This is a genomic window from Shigella dysenteriae, from assembly GCF_022354085.1.
Lineage (GTDB): Bacteria > Pseudomonadota > Gammaproteobacteria > Enterobacterales > Enterobacteriaceae > Escherichia > Escherichia coli.
Map to the genome: position 1 here is coordinate 3863263 of NZ_CP055055.1, position 17745 is coordinate 3881007.

The following is a 17745-nucleotide window of genomic DNA, read 5'->3' on the forward strand; positions in this document are numbered from 1 at the left end:
TTTTTGTTTTTAGTGTAGAGTCGGTTTTTGTACTTCTGGCGCGGTCGGTTGCGGATGAGTAAAGGTGTCGTGGCATAACAGCGCGGCAACACGGACGTATTCGATGATCTCTTCAAGCGACATTTCAAGCTCTTCCTGATCTTCGTCTTCGTCGTAGCCCAACTGCGCGATGTTACGCAGATCGTCGATGGCTTCACCGGTTTCGCCGGTCACTTTGTCCAGCTTCGGTTGCGTAACGCCAAGACCAAGCAGGAAGTGATTGACCCAACCTGCCAGCGCATCAGCCCGATCGAAAACGCTGACATCATCGCCATCAGGCAGATAAAGCTGAAAAAGGAAGCCGTCATCCTGCAGGGCATCGCTGGTGGCAGAGTGCATTTTACGCAGTGCCTGTGCCAGCTCATGACCGAAAGCCATGCCTTCGTTCGTCAGGTCGTGAAGTAGCGGTAGCCATGAGCTGTCATCGTTACCGCCACATATCATCCCACTGATTAAACCATGCATCTCAGCAGGGGTCAGACCCGTCCCTTGTTGGTTCAGATACTGGTTCATTTCGTTGTAACCAGGCATTTCGTTCTGTATAGACATAAGCATTCGTCGTCAAAGGGAGGAATATTCATGATATGCTACCACTTTGGGCCCTGGTGGACCAGAAAAGGGCTTGTCTCTTCTCATCAGGGTAGCTATAGTGTCGCCCCTTCGCAGACCATGGGTCTAAAGACGAAGGCAGCGCAGTCAATCAGCAGGAAGGTGGCATGTCTGCACAACCCGTCGATATCCAAATTTTTGGCCGTTCACTGCGTGTGAACTGCCCGCCTGACCAAAGGGATGCGTTGAATCAGGCAGCGGACGATCTGAACCAACGGTTGCAAGATCTGAAAGAACGCACTAGAGTCACAAATACTGAACAGTTGGTCTTCATTGCCGCATTGAATATCAGCTATGAGTTAGCGCAAGAAAAAGCAAAGACTCGTGACTACGCGGCAAGTATGGAACAGCGTATTCGGATGCTGCAGCAGACCATAGAACAAGCGTTACTTGAACAAGGTCGCATCACCGAAAAAACTAACCAAAACTTTGAATGACACTTTTCGGTTTACTGTGGTAGAGTAACCGTGAAGACAAAATTTCTCTGAGATGTTCGCAAGCGGGCCAGTCCCCTGAGCCGATATTTCATACCACAAGAATGTGGCGCTCCGCGGTTGGTGAGCATGCTCGGTCCGTCCGAGAAGCCTTAAAACTGCGACGACACATTCACCTTGAACCAAGGGTTCAAGGGTTACAGCCTGCGGCGGCATCTCGGAGATTCCCTTCTTATCTGGCACCAGCCATGACGCAACTACCAGAACTCCCACTGACATTATCCCGACAAGAAATCCGCAAAATGATTCGGCAACGTCGTCGTACGTTAACGCCGGAACAACAGCAGGAAATGGGTCAACAAGCCGCTACCCGGATGATGACTTATCCCCCGGTGGTGATGGCACATACGGTCGCTGTATTCCTCTCTTTTGATGGCGAACTCGACACCCAGCCACTCATAGAACAACTCTGGCGCGCCGGTAAGCGCGTATATCTTCCAGTTTTGCATCCCTTTAGTGCCGGTAATTTGCTGTTCCTGAATTACCATCCGCAAAGCGAACTGGTGATGAACAGGTTGAAGATCCATGAGCCAAAATTGGATGTGCGTGACGTGCTACCCCTTTCCCGATTAGACGTGTTGATCACACCGCTGGTCGCCTTTGATGAGTACGGCCAGCGCCTGGGAATGGGCGGTGGTTTTTATGATCGGACCTTACAAAACTGGCAGCACTATAAAATGCAACCGGTGGGTTATGCGCATGATTGTCAGTTAGTGGAAAAACTTCCCGTTGAAGAGTGGGATATCCCTCTTCCTGCGGTGGTTACACCGTCGAAAGTCTGGGAGTGGTAAGGGCGACACACCTGCATCGCCCTGATTGACATCGTTGATTCTTTAACCTAATTTAGTGAGTAAGGGTAAGGGAGGATTACTCCTCCCCTGAGACTGACTGTTAATAAGCTGGGAAACTTATGAGTAACAGTACAATCAGTATGATGACAAGTCGCATCATAACCCTTCTCCTTCAAGCCCTCGCTTCGGTGAGGGCTTTACCGTTACAGCCCCATGCTGCCCTGCCATCGTAAATCCCCATTAAATAAACACAACGCATTGATCTGACTTTGATTTATTTTCTGGAGCATACTCGCAAAGTAGAATGCGCAACGGTGTGGAGAAGGGATAAAAAAACGGGCAAGTCAGTGACCTGCCCGTTGATTTTCAGAGAAGGGGTATTAGTACAGCAGACGGGCGCGAATGGTACCCGGAATAGCTTTCATTGCCTGCAGCGCTTTTTCGGCAACGTCTTCGTCGGCTTCAATATCAATAACCACATAACCCATCTGGGCGGAAGTTTGTAGATATTGCGCGGCGATGTTGACGCCCTGCTCGGCGAAGATTTTGTTCAGCGCAGTTAGCACGCCCGGACGGTTTTCGTGGATGTGCATCAGACGACGCCCACCGTGCAGTGGCAGCGAGACTTCCGGGAAGTTCACCGCAGAGAGCGTTGAGCCATTGTCAGAATACTTGATCAATTTACCCGCAACTTCCAGGCCAATATTCTCCTGCGCTTCCTGAGTCGAACCGCCAATGTGTGGCGTCAGAAGGACGTTGTCGAATTCACACAGCGGAGAGGTAAATGGATCGCTATTGGTCGCCGGTTCCGTCGGGAATACGTCGATTGCCGCCCCCGCCAGATGTTTGCTCGCCAGCGCATCACACAGCGCTGGAATATCCACCACAGTACCGCGCGAAGCATTAATCAGCAGCGAGCCGGGCTTCATTAGTGAAATTTCTTTCGCGCCCATCATATTTTTGGTGGACGGATTCTCTGGTACATGCAGACTCACCACATCGCTCATATTCAGCAGGTCAGAAAGATGCTGTACCTGAGTGGCGTTGCCTAGCGGCAGTTTGTTTTCAATATCATAAAAGTAAACATACATTCCCAGCGATTCAGCCAGAATGCCCAATTGCGTACCAATATGACCGTAGCCGATGATACCCAGCTTTTTGCCGCGCGCTTCAAAAGACCCCGCCGCCAGTTTGTTCCACACGCCACGGTGCGCTTTAGCATTGGCTTCCGGCACGCCGCGCAATAGCAGCAGCAGTTCGCCAATCACCAGCTCCGCAACAGAGCGCGTATTTGAGAACGGTGCGTTAAATACCGGGATCCCGCGCTTTGCCGCCGCATCCAGATCAACCTGGTTTGTTCCTATACAGAAACAGCCAATAGCGACCAGCTTTTCTGCGGCGTTGATCACGTCTTCAGTCAGATGGGTACGGGATCGCAGGCCGATGAAGTGGGCATCGCGGATGGATTCTTTTAATTGTTCATCATCCAGCGCGCCTTTGTGAAATTCGATGTTGGTGTAACCAGCTACACGAAGGCTTTCCAGCGCCTTTTGGTGCACGCCTTCTACCAGCAGAAACTTAATCTTGTCTTTCTCCAGCGATACCTTTGCCATTTACCCAATCCTGTCTTTTGAAATGTTGTGTGCGGATTTGCGTCCGCCTTTCAACATATCAAAAAATAATATTGCGGCAATATGAACGTTTGCGTCGCGATGTTGAGGAAATATCACGCAAAGGTAATTCTTGGATGAATATGCTGGTTTAGAGGATTTATTTAGAGCAATCGACAATAGCCAGGTAAAAACGTGACACATGTCACCAAATTTAATGAAGAGAATTTTTTTAACGGGGGAGGTTCCCCCGTCAGATCATTTCACAATGGTTTTGACACCGTCAGGTGTGCCAATCAGCGCAACGTCCGCGCCACGGTTAGCAAACAAGCCAACAGTCACCACGCCAGGAATCGCATTTATGGCGTTTTCCATCGCTATCGGGTCAAGGATTTCCATGCCGTGGACGTCGAGGATCACGTTGCCATTATCGGTCACCACGCCCTGACGGTATTCCGGACGACCGCCCAGTTTCACCAGCTGGCGCGCCACTGCACTACGTGCCATCGGGATAACTTCTACTGGCAGCGGGAATTTACCCAGAATATCAACCTGCTTGGAAGCGTCTGCAATACAGATAAATTTTTCTGCAACCGAAGCAATGATTTTTTCACGGGTCAGCGCCGCGCCGCCGCCTTTGATCATTTGCATGTGGCCGTTGATTTCATCTGCGCCATCAACGTAGATGCCAAGGCTGTCGACTTCGTTGAGATCAAAAACGTGAATGCCGAGGCTTTTCAGTTTTTCAGTGGAAGCATCTGAACTGGAAACGGCCCCTTCAATCTGGCCTTTCATTGTACCGAGCGCGTCAATAAAGTGTGCGGCGGTGGAACCTGTACCTACACCAACAATGGTGCCGGGCTGAACATACTGAAGTGCCGCCCATCCTACTGCTTTTTTCAATTCATCCTGCGTCATGATCGTTTCGCCTGTGGTATGAAATTTCACACGCATTATATACAAAAAAAGCGATTCAGACCCCGTTGGCAAGCCGCGTGGTTAACTCATCCATAAAATATCGCGCAATGGCGGGCATCCCCTTTCGCCCCGCAAATAAAGCATACAACGGTCTGGGTATGCCGCTCCACGGTGCGAACAGAGGCAATAACGCCACGCCATTCAACACAACCAGGGCGCGAACTCGCTGAGCGAAATGCATTAGCGCAAATCCCTGATCTTTTAAGCTGCGCGTTTAACCACGAATACAAATGTTACCCACCGACGGCTTCGGTATATGCAACCTGACACAAAATTGTGTCATAGTGCAGGAAAAAGCATTTACCAGGAGCAGACAACAGCAATGAAACGCCCGGACTACAGAACATTACAGGCACTGGATGCGGTGATACGTGAACGAGGATTTGAGCGCGCGGCACAAAAGCTGTGCATTACACAATCAGCCGTCTCACAGCGCATTAAGCAACTGGAAAATATGTTCGGGCAGCCGCTGTTGGTGCGTACCGTACCGCCGCGCCCGACGGAACAAGGGCAAAAACTGCTGGCACTGCTGCGCCAGGTGGAGTTGCTGGAAGAAGAGTGGCTGGGCGATGAACAAACCGGTTCGACTCCGCTGCTGCTTTCACTGGCGGTCAATGCCGACAGTCTGGCGACGTGGTTGCTTCCTGCACTGGCTCCTGTGTTGGCTGATTCGCCTATCCGCCTCAACTTGCAGGTAGAAGATGAAACCCGCACTCAGGAACGTCTGCGCCGCGGCGAAGTGGTCGGCGCGGTGAGTATTCAACATCAGGCGCTGCCGAGTTGTCTTGTCGATAAACTTGGTGCGCTCGACTATCTGTTCGTCAGCTCAAAACCCTTTGCCGAAAAATATTTCCCTAACGGCGTAACGCGTTCGGCATTATTGAAAGCGCCAGTGGTCGCGTTTGACCATCTTGACGATATGCACCAGGCCTTTTTGCAGCAAAACTTCGATCTGCCTCCTGGCAGCGTACCCTGCCATATCGTTAATTCTTCAGAAGCATTCGTGCAACTTGCTCGCCAGGGCACCACCTGCTGTATGATCCCGCACCTGCAAATCGAGAAAGAACTGGCCAGCGGTGAACTGATTGACTTAACGCCTGGGCTATTTCAACGCCGAATGCTTTACTGGCACCGCTTTGCACCTGAAAGCCGCATGATGCGTAAAGTCACTGATGCGTTACTCGATTATGGTCACAAAGTCCTTCGTCAGGATTAATCCATCAAATAATGCCTGATAGCACATATCAGGCGTTGTCCTCACTTCTTTTTGTATTCCTTGAATCACATCACAAAATAGACAAATCTCAGGCGGCAAAAAACGACGTCTGAATGCATTTTTTTTGCTGGCGACAAACCCACGTAAAAAGCTCACCGTAGGCGCAAATACCCTCATTTTGATTGCGTTTTACGGAGCAAATAATGTTTAACGTGCAGGAGTGGCAACAGCTTGCCAACAAGGAATTGAGCCGTCGGGAGAAAACTGTCGACTCGCTGGTTCAGCAAACCGCGGAAGGGATCGCCATCAAGCCGCTGTATACCGAAGCCGATCTCGATAATCTGGAGGTGACAGGTACCCTTCCTGGTTTGCCGCCCTACGTTCGTGGCCCGCGTGCCACTATGTATACCGCCCAACCGTGGACCATCCGTCAGTATGCTGGTTTTTCAACAGCAAAAGAGTCCAACGCTTTTTATCGCCGTAACCTGGCCGCCGGGCAAAAAGGTCTTTCCGTTGCATTTGACCTTGCCACCCACCGAGGCTACGACTCCGATAACCCGCGCGTGGCGGGCGACGTCGGCAAAGCGGGCGTCGCTATCGACACCGTGGAAGATATGAAAGTCCTGTTCGACCAGATCCCGCTGGATAAAATGTCGGTTTCGATGACCATGAATGGCGCAGTGCTACCAGTACTGGCGTTTTATATCGTCGCCGCGGAAGAGCAAGGTGTTACACCTGATAAACTGACCGGCACCATTCAGAACGATATCCTCAAAGAGTACCTCTGCCGCAACACCTATATTTACCCGCCAAAACCGTCAATGCGCATTATCGCCGACATCATCGCCTGGTGTTCCGGCAACATGCCGCGATTTAATACCATCAGTATCAGCGGTTACCACATGGGTGAAGCGGGTGCCAACTGCGTGCAGCAGGTAGCATTTACGCTCGCTGATGGGATTGAGTACATCAAAGCAGCAATCTCTGCCGGACTGAAAATTGATGACTTCGCTCCTCGCCTGTCGTTCTTCTTCGGCATCGGCATGGATCTGTTTATGAACGTCGCCATGTTGCGTGCGGCACGTTATTTATGGAGCGAAGCGGTCAGTGGATTTGGCGCACAGGACCCGAAATCACTGGCGCTGCGTACCCACTGCCAGACCTCAGGCTGGAGCCTGACTGAACAGGATCCGTATAACAACGTTATCCGCACCACCATTGAAGCACTGGCTGCGACGCTGGGCGGTACTCAGTCACTGCATACCAACGCCTTTGACGAAGCGCTTGGTTTGCCTACCGATTTCTCAGCACGCATTGCCCGCAACACCCAGATCATCATCCAGGAAGAATCAGAACTCTGCCGCACCGTCGATCCACTGGCCGGATCCTATTACATTGAGTCGCTGACCGATCAAATCGTCAAACAAGCCAGAACTATTATCCAACAGATCGACGAAGCCGGTGGCATGGCGAAAGCGATCGAAGCAGGTCTGCCAAAACGAATGATCGAAGAGGCCTCAGCGCGCGAACAGTCGCTGATCGACCAGGGCAAGCGTGTCATCGTTGGTGTCAACAAGTACAAACTGGATCACGAAGACGAAACCGATGTACTTGAGATCGACAACGTGATGGTGCGTAACGAGCAAATTGCTTCGCTGGAACGCATTCGCGCCACCCGTGATGATGCCGCCGTAACCGCCGCGTTGAACGCCCTGACTCACGCCGCACAGCATACCGAAAACCTGCTGGCTGCCGCTGTTAATGCCGCTCGCGTTCGCGTCACCCTGGGTGAAATTTCCGATGCGCTGGAAGCCGCTTTCGACCGTTATCTGGTGCCAAGCCAGTGTGTTACCGGCGTGATTGCGCAAAGCTATCATCAATCTGAGAAATCGGCCTCCGAGTTCGATGCCATTGTTGCGCAAACGGAGCAGTTCCTTGCCGACAATGGTCGTCGCCCGCGCATTCTGATCGCCAAAATGGGCCAGGATGGGCACGATCGCGGCGCGAAAGTGATCGCCAGCGCCTATTCCGATCTCGGTTTCGACGTAGATTTAAGCCCGATGTTCTCTACACCTCAAGAGATCGCCCGCCTGGCAGTAGAAAATGACGTTCACGTAGTGGGCGCATCCTCACTGGCTGCCGGTCATAAAACGCTGATCCCGGAACTGGTCGAAGCGCTGAAAAAATGGGGACGCGAAGATATCTGCGTAGTCGCCGGTGGCGTCATTCCACCGCAGGATTACGCCTTCCTGCAAGAGCGCGGCGTGGCGGCGATTTATGGTCCAGGTACACCTATGCTCGACAGTGTGCGCGACGTACTGAATCTGATAAGCCAGCATCATGATTAATGAAGCCACGCTGGCAGAAAGTATTCGCCGCTTACGTCAGGGTGAGCGTGCCACACTCGCCCAGGCCATGACGCTGGTGGAAAGCCGTCACCCGCGTCATCAGGCGCTAAGTACGCAACTGCTTGATGCCATTATGCCGTACTGCGGTAACGCCCTGCGACTGGGCGTTACCGGCACACCCGGCGCGGGGAAAAGTACCTTTCTTGAAGCCTTTGGCATGTTGTTGATTCGTGATGGATTAAAGGTTGCGGTTATTGCGGTCGATCCCAGCAGTCCGGTCACTGGCGGTAGCATTCTCGGGGATAAAACCCGCATGAATGACCTGGCGCGTGCCGAGACGGCGTTTATTCGCCCGGTACCATCCTCCGGTCATCTGGGCGGTGCCAGTCAGCGAGCGCGGGAATTAATGCTGTTATGCGAAGCGGCGGGTTATGACGTAGTGATTGTCGAAACGGTTGGCGTCGGGCAGTCGGAAACGGAAGTCGCCCGCATGGTGGACTGTTTTATCTCGTTGCAAATTGCCGGTGGCGGCGATGATCTGCAGGGCATTAAAAAAGGGCTGATGGAAGTGGCTGATCTGATCGTTATCAACAAAGACGATGGCGATAACCATACCAATGTCGCCATTGCCCGGCATATGTACGAGAGTGCCCTGCATATTCTGCGACGTAAATACGACGAATGGCAGCCACGGGTTCTGACTTGTAGCGCACTGGAAAAACGTGGAATCGATGAGATCTGGCACGCCATCATCGACTTCAAAACCGCGCTAACTGCCAGTGGTCGTTTACAACAAGTGCGGCAACAACAATCGGTGGAATGGCTGCGTAAGCAGACCGAAGAAGAAGTACTGAATCACCTGTTCGCGAATGAAGATTTCGATCGCTATTACCGCCAGACGCTTTTAGCGGTCAAAAACAATACGCTCTCACCGCGCACCGGCCTGCGGCAGCTCAGTGAATTTATCCAGACGCAATATTTTGATTAAAGGAATTTTTATGTCTTATCAGTATGTGAACGTTGCCACTATCAACAAAGTGGCGGTCATTGAGTTTAACTATGGCCGAAAACTTAATGCCTTAAGTAAAGTCTTTATTGATGATCTTATGCAGGCGTTAAGCGATCTCAACCGGCCGGAAATTCGCTGTATCATTTTGCGCGCGCCGAGTGGATCCAAAGTCTTCTCCGCAGGTCACGATATTCACGAACTGCCGTCTGGCGGTCGCGATCCGCTCTCCTATGATGATCCATTGCGTCAAATCACCCGCATGATCCAAAAATTCCCGAAACCGATCATTTCGATGGTGGAAGGTAGTGTTTGGGGTGGAGCATTTGAAATGATCATGAGTTCCGATCTGATCATCGCCGCCAGTACCTCAACCTTCTCAATGACGCCTGTAAACCTCGGCGTCCCGTATAACCTGGTCGGCATTCACAACCTGACCCGCGACGCGGGCTTCCACATTGTCAAAGAGCTGATTTTTACCGCTTCGCCAATCACCGCCCAACGCGCGCTGGCTGTCGGCATCCTCAACCATGTTGTGGAGGTGGAAGAACTGGAAGATTTCACCTTACAAATGGCGCACCACATCTCTGAGAAAGCGCCGTTAGCCATTGCCGTTATCAAAGAAGAGCTGCGTGTACTGGGCGAAGCGCACACCATGAACTCCGATGAATTTGAACGTATTCAGGGGATGCGCCGCGCGGTTTATGACAGCGAAGATTACCAGGAAGGGATGAGCGCTTTCCTCGAAAAACGTAAACCTAATTTCGTTGGTCATTAATCCCTGCGAACGAAGGAGTAAAAATGGAAACTCAGTGGACAAGGATGACCGCCGATGAAGCGGCAGAAATTATCCAGCATAACGACATGGTGGCATTTAGCGGCTTTACCCCAGCGGGTTCGCCGAAAGCCCTACCCACCGCGATTGCCCGCAGAGCTAACGAACAGCATGAGGCCAAAAAGCCGTATCAAATTCGCCTGCTGACGGGGGCGTCAATCAGCGCCGCCGCTGACGATGTACTTTCTGACGCCGATGCTGTTTCCTGGCGTGCGCCATATCAAACATCGTCCGGTTTACGTAAAAAGATCAATCAGGGCGCGGTGAGTTTCGTTGACCTGCATTTGAGCGAAGTGGCGCAAATGGTCAATTACGGTTTCTTCGGCGACATTGATGTTGCCGTCATCGAAGCATCGGCACTGGCACCGGATGGTCGAGTCTGGTTAACCAGCGGGATCGGTAATGCGCCGACATGGCTGCTGCGGGCGAAGAAAGTGATCATTGAACTTAATCACTATCACGATCCGCGCGTTGCAGAACTGGCAGATATTGTGATTCCTGGCGCGCCACCGCGGCGTAATAGCGTGTCGATCTTCCATGCAATGGATCGTGTCGGTACCCGCTATGTGCAAATCGATCCGAAAAAGATTGTCGCCGTCGTGGAAACCAACTTGCCTGACGCCGGTAATATGCTGGATAAGCAAAATCCCATGTGCCAGCAGATTGCCGATAACGTGGTCACGTTCTTATTGCAGGAAATGGCGCATGGGCGTATTCCGCCGGAATTTCTGCCGCTGCAAAGTGGCGTGGGCAATATCAATAATGCGGTAATGGCGCGTCTGGGGGAAAACCCGGAAATTCCTCCGTTTATGATGTATTCGGAAGTGCTACAGGAATCGGTGGTGCATTTACTGGAAACCGGCAAAATCAGCGGGGCCAGCGCCTCCAGCCTGACAATCTCGGCCGATTCCCTGCGCAAGATTTACGACAATATGGATTACTTTGCCAGCCGCATTGTGTTGCGTCCGCAGGAGATTTCCAATAACCCGGAAATCATCCGTCGTCTGGGCGTCATCGCTCTGAACGTCGGCCTGGAGTTTGATATTTACGGGCATGCCAACTCAACGCACGTAGCCGGGGTCGATCTGATGAACGGCATCGGCGGCAGCGGTGATTTTGAACGCAACGCGTATCTGTCGATCTTTATGGCCCCGTCGATTGCTAAAGAAGGCAAGATCTCAACCGTCGTGCCAATGTGCAGCCATGTTGATCACAGCGAACACAGCGTCAAAGTGATCATCACCGAACAAGGGATCGCCGATCTGCGCGGTCTTTCCCCGCTTCAACGCGCCCGCACGATCATTGATAATTGTGCACATCCTATGTATCGGGATTATCTGCATCGCTATCTGGAAAATGCGCCTGGCGGACATATTCACCACGATCTTAGCCACGTCTTCGACTTACACCGTAATTTAATTGCAACCGGCTCGATGCTGGGTTAATGGTTTGTCCCGTCACGATCTTCAGCAATATGCTGAAGCATCGTGGCGGTATAACGATGATTTCTGATTGAATAAAGATATTCCTGCATATACATCGGCCTGTGCGGCGCATCAAAATATTTCAGCGTTGCCGGATTCACCAGTCGCCAGGCAAAATGCGGGATCACCGTCAGAAAATGTCCGCGCTCCACGGCGCTGATTTTGGCCATAAAACTGTAGGGACGATAAATAATGGTTGGATTGATCCCACAAGGTCGCATATTCGCATCAATCATTGCTTCGAAGTTGGCCCGGTTCTGAAAGCGCATTTGTAGCCAGGGCAGCTCCTGAAGCAGCTCTTGCTCTTGACGCTCTTCATAACGGCGAGAAACGAGAAAGCCTAATCGCAGCGGTGGTAGTTCACTGATAGTCAGGTTTTCCAGTTCCTGAACTCGTGCAGATACATGCTGTGGGGAGATAATAAAATCTAACTGGCGGTCAAAAAGATTATCGATAACGCCGTTTTCGCTGAACTCAACTGGCTGGGCGGTCACGCCTTCATACTTATCTCCGAGACTAATCAACTGATCGAAAATAATTGTCGGATAAGTATTATCTATGCCAATCACAATTTCTCGTGAACGACGCCCTGAGTTATGGATTTCATTATCAATCGCAGAAAGCCGTTGATAAACCGGGAACAGTTTTTGATACAGTTCCTGTCCGGCTTTATTGAGGCTGATATTATTATCTTTGCGGGTAAATAGCGTATAGCCAATTTGTTCTTCCAGCGCGGCAATGCTTTTACCAAATGGCGAAGCCGTCATATGGATTTTTTCTGCCGCCCGGGCAATATTATTGGTTTGCGCTAATAAAATGAAATTGCGCATCTTTTTCGAAATAAAAATGTCCATCCCCCCTCCCCCGCATCCTTGTCCGCTTAACCGTTTCAGTCAGCCTATCCTTGATGAAACCGCGAGCAAAGATAGGTGATTACGTCATGGTTTTACAGAAAATTACAGAAAAAGGAGGCAATATCGGGTAAAGGCATTAGCCCGACGAATACGTCGGGCTACAAGTATTATTGTGCTGCAGGTGTTTTAGCGGGTTGTTGATCCACAGGTTCTAACTGGAAGACCACATCGACCTGATCATCAAACTGAATAGCGGCCTGCTCGTAAGTTTCCTGGGCGGACACCGGCGCGGCATCGGCTTTCATCATCCGCACCATTGGGCTGGGCTGATAGTTGGAAACATGGTAGCGCACGCTATATACCGGCCCCAGTTTACGATGAAAGCCGTTCGCCAGTTCCTGCGCCTGATGAATCGCGTTATCAATCGCTGCCTTACGCGCTTTGTCTTTATAGGCATCCGGCTGCGCCACGCCCAGCGACACAGAACGAATTTCGTTAAGACCCGCCTTCAGCGCGCCGTCCAGCAAGGAATTCAGTTTGTCTAACTGACGGAGCGTGACTTCCACCGTTCTCACTGCGCGGTAGCCTTTCAGGATACTTTTACCATCCTGATAATCATAATCTGGCTGGGTGCGTAAGTTCGCTGAGCTGATATCTTTTTTCGCGATCTGATTGAGTTCAAGGAAGGAAATGTATTGTGCGACGCGCTCATCTGCCTGTTTCTTGGCAGTAGCGGCATCCTTCGCGGCCACGTTAACTTCAATCGCAAGAGTGGCAATGTCTGGCACCGCATCCACGCTTGCCGTACCGGAGGTGACAATATGCGGTCCATCCGGCAATTCGTTAGCCTGCGCTGCTATCCCGCTAATACCCATTAATGCCGCCAGGGCGATAACTTTGAACTTCACGTTAGTCTCTCCGTGTTAATTGACTTGCCAAAAATTCAGGACCTCTGGAGGCAAGCTTAGCGCCTCTGTTTTATTTTTCCATCAGATAGCGCCTAACTGAACAAGGCTTGTGCATGAGCAATACCGTCTCTCGCCAGCTGCAAGGCTATAAACCACATGACACATCCCACTACCAGATTGATAATGCGCTGTGATTTTGCCGTGCGCAGGCGCGGTGCCAGCCAGGCTGCGAGAATAGCCAGACCAAAGAACCACAGGAAAGAGGCGCTAATTGTCCCGAGCGCAAACCAACGTTTTGGTTCGACGTCAAGCTGCCCACCAAGGCTGCCCAGTACAACAAAAGTATCCAGGTAAACATGCGGATTCAGCCAGGTCACTGCCAACATGGTGGCGATAATTTTCCATCTTCCTTGCTTCAGGACTTCGGCACTGGCTAACTCAATATTACTGCTCATCGCTGTTTTAAAAGCGCCAAAACCATACCAGAGCAAGAAGGCTACGCCGCCCCAGGTGACCAGCGCCAGCAACCACGGCGACTGCATCAATAACGCGCTGCCACCAAAAATCCCGGCGCAAATCAGGACCAAATCGCTGATAGCGCAAAGTAAGGCAATCATAATGTGGTACTGACGACGAATGCCCTGATTCATCACAAAAGCATTTTGTGGACCGAGCGGTAGGATCATAGCAGCACCAAGTGCAAGACCTTGAAAGTAATAAGAAATCACGTTTGGTATTCCGAATTAAGTATCTGATGCAGAGACTATATCGCGGGATTGTTATTAGCGGAAATTGATAATATTAATTGGCAATCAGAAAAACTAATAAGAGAGAGGCCAGAAAGTATTATCTGGCCTCAGCGTTGATTACGCAGCTTTGTCTTCTTTCACCCGCTTAAAGTTCACATCCATTTGCGGGTACGGGAAGCTGATACCGGCGGCATCAAATTCACGTTTAATACGCTCCAGCACATCCCAGTACACGTTTTGCAGATCGCCGCTGTTGCTCCAGACGCGGACCACGAAATTAATCGACGATGCACCAAGTTCGTTCAGGCGCACAGTCATTTCGCGATCTTTCAAAATGCGATCTTCAGACTGGATAATATTGGTCAGGATCTGCTTAACCTGATCGATATCGGAATCATACGCCACGCCAATAATAAACTCGTTACGGCGAACTGGCTCGCGGGAGAAGTTAATAATATTTCCGGCAATAATTTTACCGTTCGGAATAACGATAATTTTACCGTCTGCAGTACGCATGGTGGTGGAGAAAATCTGCACACTCAGCACAGTACCGGCTACGCCGCCGAGGTCAACATATTCTCCGGCACGGAACGGGCGGAACATGACAAGTAACACGCCAGCGGCCAGGTTAGAAAGTGACCCCTGCAAAGCCAGACCAACAGCTAAGCCTGCGGCACCGAGTACAGCAATGACGGACGCGGTTTGTACACCCACGCGTCCCAGTGCAGCGATTAGCGTAAAGGCGATAATACCGTAACGGACTAATGCAGAAAGAAAATCAGCAACAGTGGCATCGATTTTACGGGAGATCATCAGGCGATTCACCGCGTTGGAAATCATCCGCGCGATAATCAAACCAACGATGATGATCGCGAGTGCCGCCACGATGTTTACTGCATAACTTAGCAGCAGCGCCTGGTTAGCCACCAGCCAGCTTCCCGCACCGTTTATGCTATCGACAACATTCAAATCTTCCATTCAATATTCCTTTTCAACTGACTCAAAATGGAGAAATACACTCCGCCGCCTTATGACGGGCAGTCTGACAAGGGTAAACAATAAAGCATAATTTTGCCAAATAGATCACAGATTTCTCATCTGTATCACCTTGCTTTTGGCGAAAAAAAGCCCCGCAGAGCGGGGCTCAGACAGATATCAATGTGCGCTTTGTCATGCCGGATGCGGCGTGAACGCCTTATCCGGCCTACAAAAACCTGCGAATTCAATATATTGCAGGATACGTGTAGGCCTGATAAGCGTAGCGCATCAGGCAATTTTTCTTTTGGCAAAAAAAAGACCCGCAGAGCGGGCCTTGAGATAAGCAGAAAGGAATATCTTACAGAACGTCGATCGCGTTCAGTTCCTGGAATGCTTTTTCCAGACGAGCGATCATCGAAGTCTGACCGGCACGCAGCCATACGCGCGGATCGTAGTATTTCTTGTTCGGCTGATCTTCGCCTTTCGGGTTACCCAGCTGACCCTGCAGATAAGCTTCGTTCGCTTTGTAGTAGTTCAGAACGCCTTCCCAGGTTGCCCATTGGGTATCGGTATCGATGTTCATTTTCACTACGCCGTAGCTTACGGAGTCTTTGATTTCCTGAGCAGTAGAACCGGAACCACCGTGGAATACGAAGTTCAGGCTGTTGTGCGGCAGGTTGTGTTTCTTAGAAACATATTCCTGAGAATCACGCAGGATGGTCGGAGTCAGAACCACGTTACCCGGCTTGTAAACACCGTGTACGTTACCGAAGGACGCTGCGATGGTGAAACGCGGGCTGATTTTGCTCAGCTCGGTGTATGCGTAATCAACGTCTTCCGGCTGGGTGTACAGTGCAGAAGCGTCCATGTGGCTGTTGTCCACGCCGTCTTCTTCACCACCGGTGCAACCCAGTTCGATTTCCAGAGTCATGCCGATTTTGGACATACGCTCCAGGTATTTAGAGCAGATTTCGATGTTCTCTTGCAGAGATTCTTCAGACAGGTCGATCATGTGAGAAGAGAACAGCGGCTTACCGGTAGCAGCGAAGTGTTTTTCACCCGCGTCCAGCAGACCGTCGATCCACGGCAGCAGTTTCTTCGCGCAGTGGTCGGTATGCAGGATCACCGGAACACCATAGTGTTCAGCCATCTGGTGAACGTGATGCGCACCAGAGATCGCGCCCAGGATAGCAGCACCCTGCGGAACGTCAGATTTCACGCCTTTACCAGCGATAAAGGAAGCACCACCGTTGGAGAACTGAACGATAACCGGCGCTTTAACTTTAGCAGCGGTTTCCAGTACGGCGTTGATGGAGTCAGTACCGACGCAGTTTACTGCTGGCAGTGCGAAGTTGTTTTCTTTTGCTACCTGGAAAACTTTCTGTACGTCATCACCAGTGATTACGCCAGGTTTTACGAAATCAAAAATCTTAGACATGTCTCTTGTCCTGTATCGTCGGGCCTTATACTCGTCATACTTCAAGTTGCATGTGCTGCGTTTGCGTTCGCTCACCCCAGTCACTTACTTATGTAAGCTCCTGGGGATTCACTCTCTTGTCGCCTTCCTGCAACTCGAATTATTTAGAGTATGAAAAAATGCGTGCTCTAAAAGCGCGCTGAAACAAGGGCAGGTTTCCCTGCCCTGTGATTTTTTACTTCTTAGCGCGCTCTTCGAGCATCGCTACTGCAGGCAGTACTTTACCTTCCACGAATTCGAGGAATGCGCCGCCGCCAGTGGAGATGTAGGAGATTTTGTCAGCAATGCCGAACAGGTCGATTGCTGCCAGAGTGTCGCCGCCGCCAGCGATGGAGAACGCTTCGCTGTCTGCGATAGCGTTAGCCACGATTTCAGTACCTTTGCGGAAGTTCGGGAATTCGAACACGCCAACCGGACCGTTCCACAGAATGGTTTTCGCATTCTTCAGGATTTCAGCCAGTTCCTGAGCGGAAGCATCACCGATATCCAGGATCTGCTCGTCAGCTTTCACATCGTTAACAGATTTCAGGGTAGCCGGAGCGGTTTCAGAGAACTCGGTTGCTACGCGAACATCAGACGGAACCGGGATGTTGCAGGTGGTCAGCAGACGTTTTGCTTCGTCAACCAGGTCAGCTTCGTACAGGGATTTACCCACATCGTGGCCTTGTGCCGCGATAAAGGTGTTAGCGATACCACCACCAACAATCAGCTGGTCAGCGATTTTAGACAGGGAGTCCAGAACGGTCAGTTTGGTAGATACTTTAGAACCACCAACGATAGCCACCATCGGGCGAGCAGGTTCTTTCAGTGCTTTACCCAGCGCGTCCAGTTCAGCTGCCAGCAGCGGGCCTGCGCACGCAACGTCAGCGAATTTACCGATACCGTGAGTAGAAGCCTGCGCGCGGTGAGCAGTACCGAATGCGTCCATTACGAACACGTCACACAGTGCAGCGTATTTTTTGGACAGGGTTTCGTCGTCTTTCTTCTCGCCTTTGTTGAAGCGAACGTTTTCCAGAACAACCAGTTCACCTTCAGCAACGTCAACGCCGTCGAGGTAATCTTTAACCAGACGAACCGGGTTAGACAGTTTGTCTTTCAGGTAGTTAACAACCGGCAGCAGAGAGAATTCTTCGTTGTACTCGCCTTCGGTAGGACGACCCAGGTGGGAAGTTACCATCACTTTTGCGCCTTGTTTCAGGGCCAGTTCGATGGTCGGCAGAGAAGCACGGATACGCGCGTCGCTGGTTACTTTCCCGTCTTTTACTGGTACGTTCAGATCCGCACGGATAAATACACGTTTCCCAGCAAGATCCAGATCGGTCATCTTAATTACAGACATGGTGAATCCTCTCGTTGATTCTAAAAGTTT

18 protein-coding genes and 1 other RNA gene are annotated in these 17745 nt (G+C 51.1%); 8 read left to right on the plus strand and 11 right to left on the minus strand.

What is annotated here, in order from left to right; genetic code table 11:
- Window positions 1-9: 9 nt before the first annotated feature.
- Window positions 10-588, minus strand: coding sequence for a UPF0149 family protein YgfB (ygfB, locus tag HUZ68_RS18450; RefSeq protein WP_001295378.1), 579 nt, complete (start codon window positions 586-588; stop codon window positions 10-12).
- Window positions 589-755: 167 nt separating this feature from the next.
- Here ygfB and zapA point away from each other — a divergent pair, with 167 nt between their 5' ends.
- The 3 genes from zapA (at window position 756) to HUZ68_RS18465 (ending at window position 1933) form a co-directional block, all read left to right on the plus strand.
- Window positions 756-1085 carry a cell division protein ZapA gene (gene zapA, locus HUZ68_RS18455; protein WP_001276008.1) on the plus strand — a complete coding sequence of 110 codons (330 nt, stop codon included), beginning with the start codon at window positions 756-758 and terminating at the stop codon, window positions 1083-1085.
- Between the two features lie 41 nt (window positions 1086-1126).
- Window positions 1127-1310, plus strand: a non-coding RNA gene (ssrS, locus tag HUZ68_RS18460) — 6S RNA.
- Between the two features lie 20 nt (window positions 1311-1330).
- The gene (locus tag HUZ68_RS18465; RefSeq protein WP_000192751.1) at window positions 1331-1933 is read left to right on the plus strand and encodes a 5-formyltetrahydrofolate cyclo-ligase; all 603 of its coding nucleotides are present in this window, start codon (window positions 1331-1333) and stop codon (window positions 1931-1933) included.
- Between the two features lie 100 nt (window positions 1934-2033).
- Here HUZ68_RS18465 and ibsC read toward each other — a convergent pair whose 3' ends face one another.
- The 4 genes from ibsC to HUZ68_RS18485 form a co-directional block, all read right to left on the minus strand.
- A complete protein-coding gene (gene ibsC, locus HUZ68_RS18470; RefSeq protein WP_071525914.1) occupies window positions 2034-2093 on the minus strand; it encodes a type I toxin-antitoxin system toxin IbsC in 60 nt (19 codons plus the stop codon).
- Window positions 2094-2313: 220 nt separating this feature from the next.
- Complete coding sequence (gene serA, locus HUZ68_RS18475) at window positions 2314-3546, minus strand: phosphoglycerate dehydrogenase (RefSeq protein ID WP_033814756.1); 1233 nt, start codon at window positions 3544-3546, stop codon at window positions 2314-2316.
- 255 nt (window positions 3547-3801) lie between these two features.
- Window positions 3802-4461: a ribose-5-phosphate isomerase RpiA gene (gene rpiA, locus HUZ68_RS18480; protein WP_000189743.1), complete on the minus strand. Its 660-nt coding sequence runs from the start codon at window positions 4459-4461 to the stop codon at window positions 3802-3804.
- A gap of 55 nt (window positions 4462-4516) precedes the next feature.
- Window positions 4517-4702: a hypothetical protein gene (locus HUZ68_RS18485; RefSeq protein ID WP_000545299.1), complete on the minus strand. Its 186-nt coding sequence runs from the start codon at window positions 4700-4702 to the stop codon at window positions 4517-4519.
- 141 nt (window positions 4703-4843) lie between these two features.
- Here HUZ68_RS18485 and argP point away from each other — a divergent pair, with 141 nt between their 5' ends.
- The 5 genes from argP to scpC all read left to right on the plus strand — a co-directional run bounded on the left by argP (window position 4844) and on the right by scpC (window position 11371).
- Window positions 4844-5737: a DNA-binding transcriptional regulator ArgP gene (argP, locus tag HUZ68_RS18490; protein ID WP_000828351.1), complete on the plus strand. Its 894-nt coding sequence runs from the start codon at window positions 4844-4846 to the stop codon at window positions 5735-5737.
- Between the two features lie 203 nt (window positions 5738-5940).
- A complete protein-coding gene (gene scpA / locus HUZ68_RS18495) occupies window positions 5941-8085 on the plus strand; it encodes a methylmalonyl-CoA mutase (protein ID WP_239593954.1) in 2145 nt (714 codons plus the stop codon).
- Complete coding sequence (meaB, locus tag HUZ68_RS18500) at window positions 8078-9073, plus strand: methylmalonyl Co-A mutase-associated GTPase MeaB (protein ID WP_000606515.1); 996 nt, start codon at window positions 8078-8080, stop codon at window positions 9071-9073. The genes scpA and meaB overlap by 8 nt, the downstream gene beginning before the upstream one ends.
- 10 nt (window positions 9074-9083) lie before the next feature.
- Window positions 9084-9869: a methylmalonyl-CoA decarboxylase gene (scpB, locus tag HUZ68_RS18505; protein WP_000122064.1), complete on the plus strand. Its 786-nt coding sequence runs from the start codon at window positions 9084-9086 to the stop codon at window positions 9867-9869.
- A 23-nt stretch (window positions 9870-9892) separates the two neighbouring features.
- A complete protein-coding gene (gene scpC / locus HUZ68_RS18510) occupies window positions 9893-11371 on the plus strand; it encodes a propionyl-CoA:succinate CoA transferase (protein ID WP_000449941.1) in 1479 nt (492 codons plus the stop codon).
- On the opposite strand, the gene srsR is transcribed toward scpC, so the two are convergent.
- From srsR to pgk, 6 genes are all read right to left on the minus strand, one after another.
- Window positions 11368-12264 carry a LysR family transcriptional regulator SrsR gene (srsR, locus tag HUZ68_RS18515; RefSeq protein ID WP_000350806.1) on the minus strand — a complete coding sequence of 299 codons (897 nt, stop codon included), beginning with the start codon at window positions 12262-12264 and terminating at the stop codon, window positions 11368-11370. The two genes, scpC and srsR, sit on opposite strands and share 4 nt — an antisense overlap.
- A gap of 167 nt (window positions 12265-12431) precedes the next feature.
- On the minus strand, window positions 12432-13172 hold the full coding sequence (locus HUZ68_RS18520; RefSeq protein ID WP_086625029.1) for an oxidative stress defense protein: 741 nt from the start codon (window positions 13170-13172) through the stop codon (window positions 12432-12434).
- A gap of 92 nt (window positions 13173-13264) precedes the next feature.
- A complete protein-coding gene (argO, locus tag HUZ68_RS18525) occupies window positions 13265-13900 on the minus strand; it encodes an arginine exporter ArgO (protein WP_000626874.1) in 636 nt (211 codons plus the stop codon).
- 138 nt (window positions 13901-14038) lie between these two features.
- The gene (mscS, locus tag HUZ68_RS18530; protein ID WP_000389818.1) at window positions 14039-14899 is read right to left on the minus strand and encodes a small-conductance mechanosensitive channel MscS; all 861 of its coding nucleotides are present in this window, start codon (window positions 14897-14899) and stop codon (window positions 14039-14041) included.
- 358 nt (window positions 14900-15257) lie between these two features.
- Window positions 15258-16337 (minus strand): class II fructose-bisphosphate aldolase, encoded by a 1080-nt coding sequence (fbaA, locus tag HUZ68_RS18535; RefSeq protein WP_000034372.1) that lies wholly within the window; start codon window positions 16335-16337, stop codon window positions 15258-15260.
- 214 nt (window positions 16338-16551) lie between these two features.
- Window positions 16552-17715 carry a phosphoglycerate kinase gene (gene pgk, locus HUZ68_RS18540; protein WP_000111269.1) on the minus strand — a complete coding sequence of 388 codons (1164 nt, stop codon included), beginning with the start codon at window positions 17713-17715 and terminating at the stop codon, window positions 16552-16554.
- Between the last annotated feature and the right edge of the window lie 30 nt (window positions 17716-17745).

Coding starts and splice junctions, on each gene's coding strand:
- serA (WP_033814756.1), bottom strand. CDS start 3,546: ATGGCAAAGGTATCGCTGGAGAAAGACAAGATTAAGTTTCTGCTGGTA.
- scpC (WP_000449941.1), top strand. CDS start 9,893: ATGGAAACTCAGTGGACAAGGATGACCGCCGATGAAGCGGCAGAAATT.
- scpB (WP_000122064.1), top strand. CDS start 9,084: ATGTCTTATCAGTATGTGAACGTTGCCACTATCAACAAAGTGGCGGTC.
- zapA (WP_001276008.1), top strand. CDS start 756: ATGTCTGCACAACCCGTCGATATCCAAATTTTTGGCCGTTCACTGCGT.
- meaB (WP_000606515.1), top strand. CDS start 8,078: ATGATTAATGAAGCCACGCTGGCAGAAAGTATTCGCCGCTTACGTCAG.
- pgk (WP_000111269.1), bottom strand. CDS start 17,715: ATGTCTGTAATTAAGATGACCGATCTGGATCTTGCTGGGAAACGTGTA.
- srsR (WP_000350806.1), bottom strand. CDS start 12,264: ATGGACATTTTTATTTCGAAAAAGATGCGCAATTTCATTTTATTAGCG.
- HUZ68_RS18485 (WP_000545299.1), bottom strand. CDS start 4,702: ATGCATTTCGCTCAGCGAGTTCGCGCCCTGGTTGTGTTGAATGGCGTG.
- rpiA (WP_000189743.1), bottom strand. CDS start 4,461: ATGACGCAGGATGAATTGAAAAAAGCAGTAGGATGGGCGGCACTTCAG.
- fbaA (WP_000034372.1), bottom strand. CDS start 16,337: ATGTCTAAGATTTTTGATTTCGTAAAACCTGGCGTAATCACTGGTGAT.
- argP (WP_000828351.1), top strand. CDS start 4,844: ATGAAACGCCCGGACTACAGAACATTACAGGCACTGGATGCGGTGATA.
- mscS (WP_000389818.1), bottom strand. CDS start 14,899: ATGGAAGATTTGAATGTTGTCGATAGCATAAACGGTGCGGGAAGCTGG.
- HUZ68_RS18465 (WP_000192751.1), top strand. CDS start 1,331: ATGACGCAACTACCAGAACTCCCACTGACATTATCCCGACAAGAAATC.
- scpA (WP_239593954.1), top strand. CDS start 5,941: ATGTTTAACGTGCAGGAGTGGCAACAGCTTGCCAACAAGGAATTGAGC.
- ygfB (WP_001295378.1), bottom strand. CDS start 588: ATGTCTATACAGAACGAAATGCCTGGTTACAACGAAATGAACCAGTAT.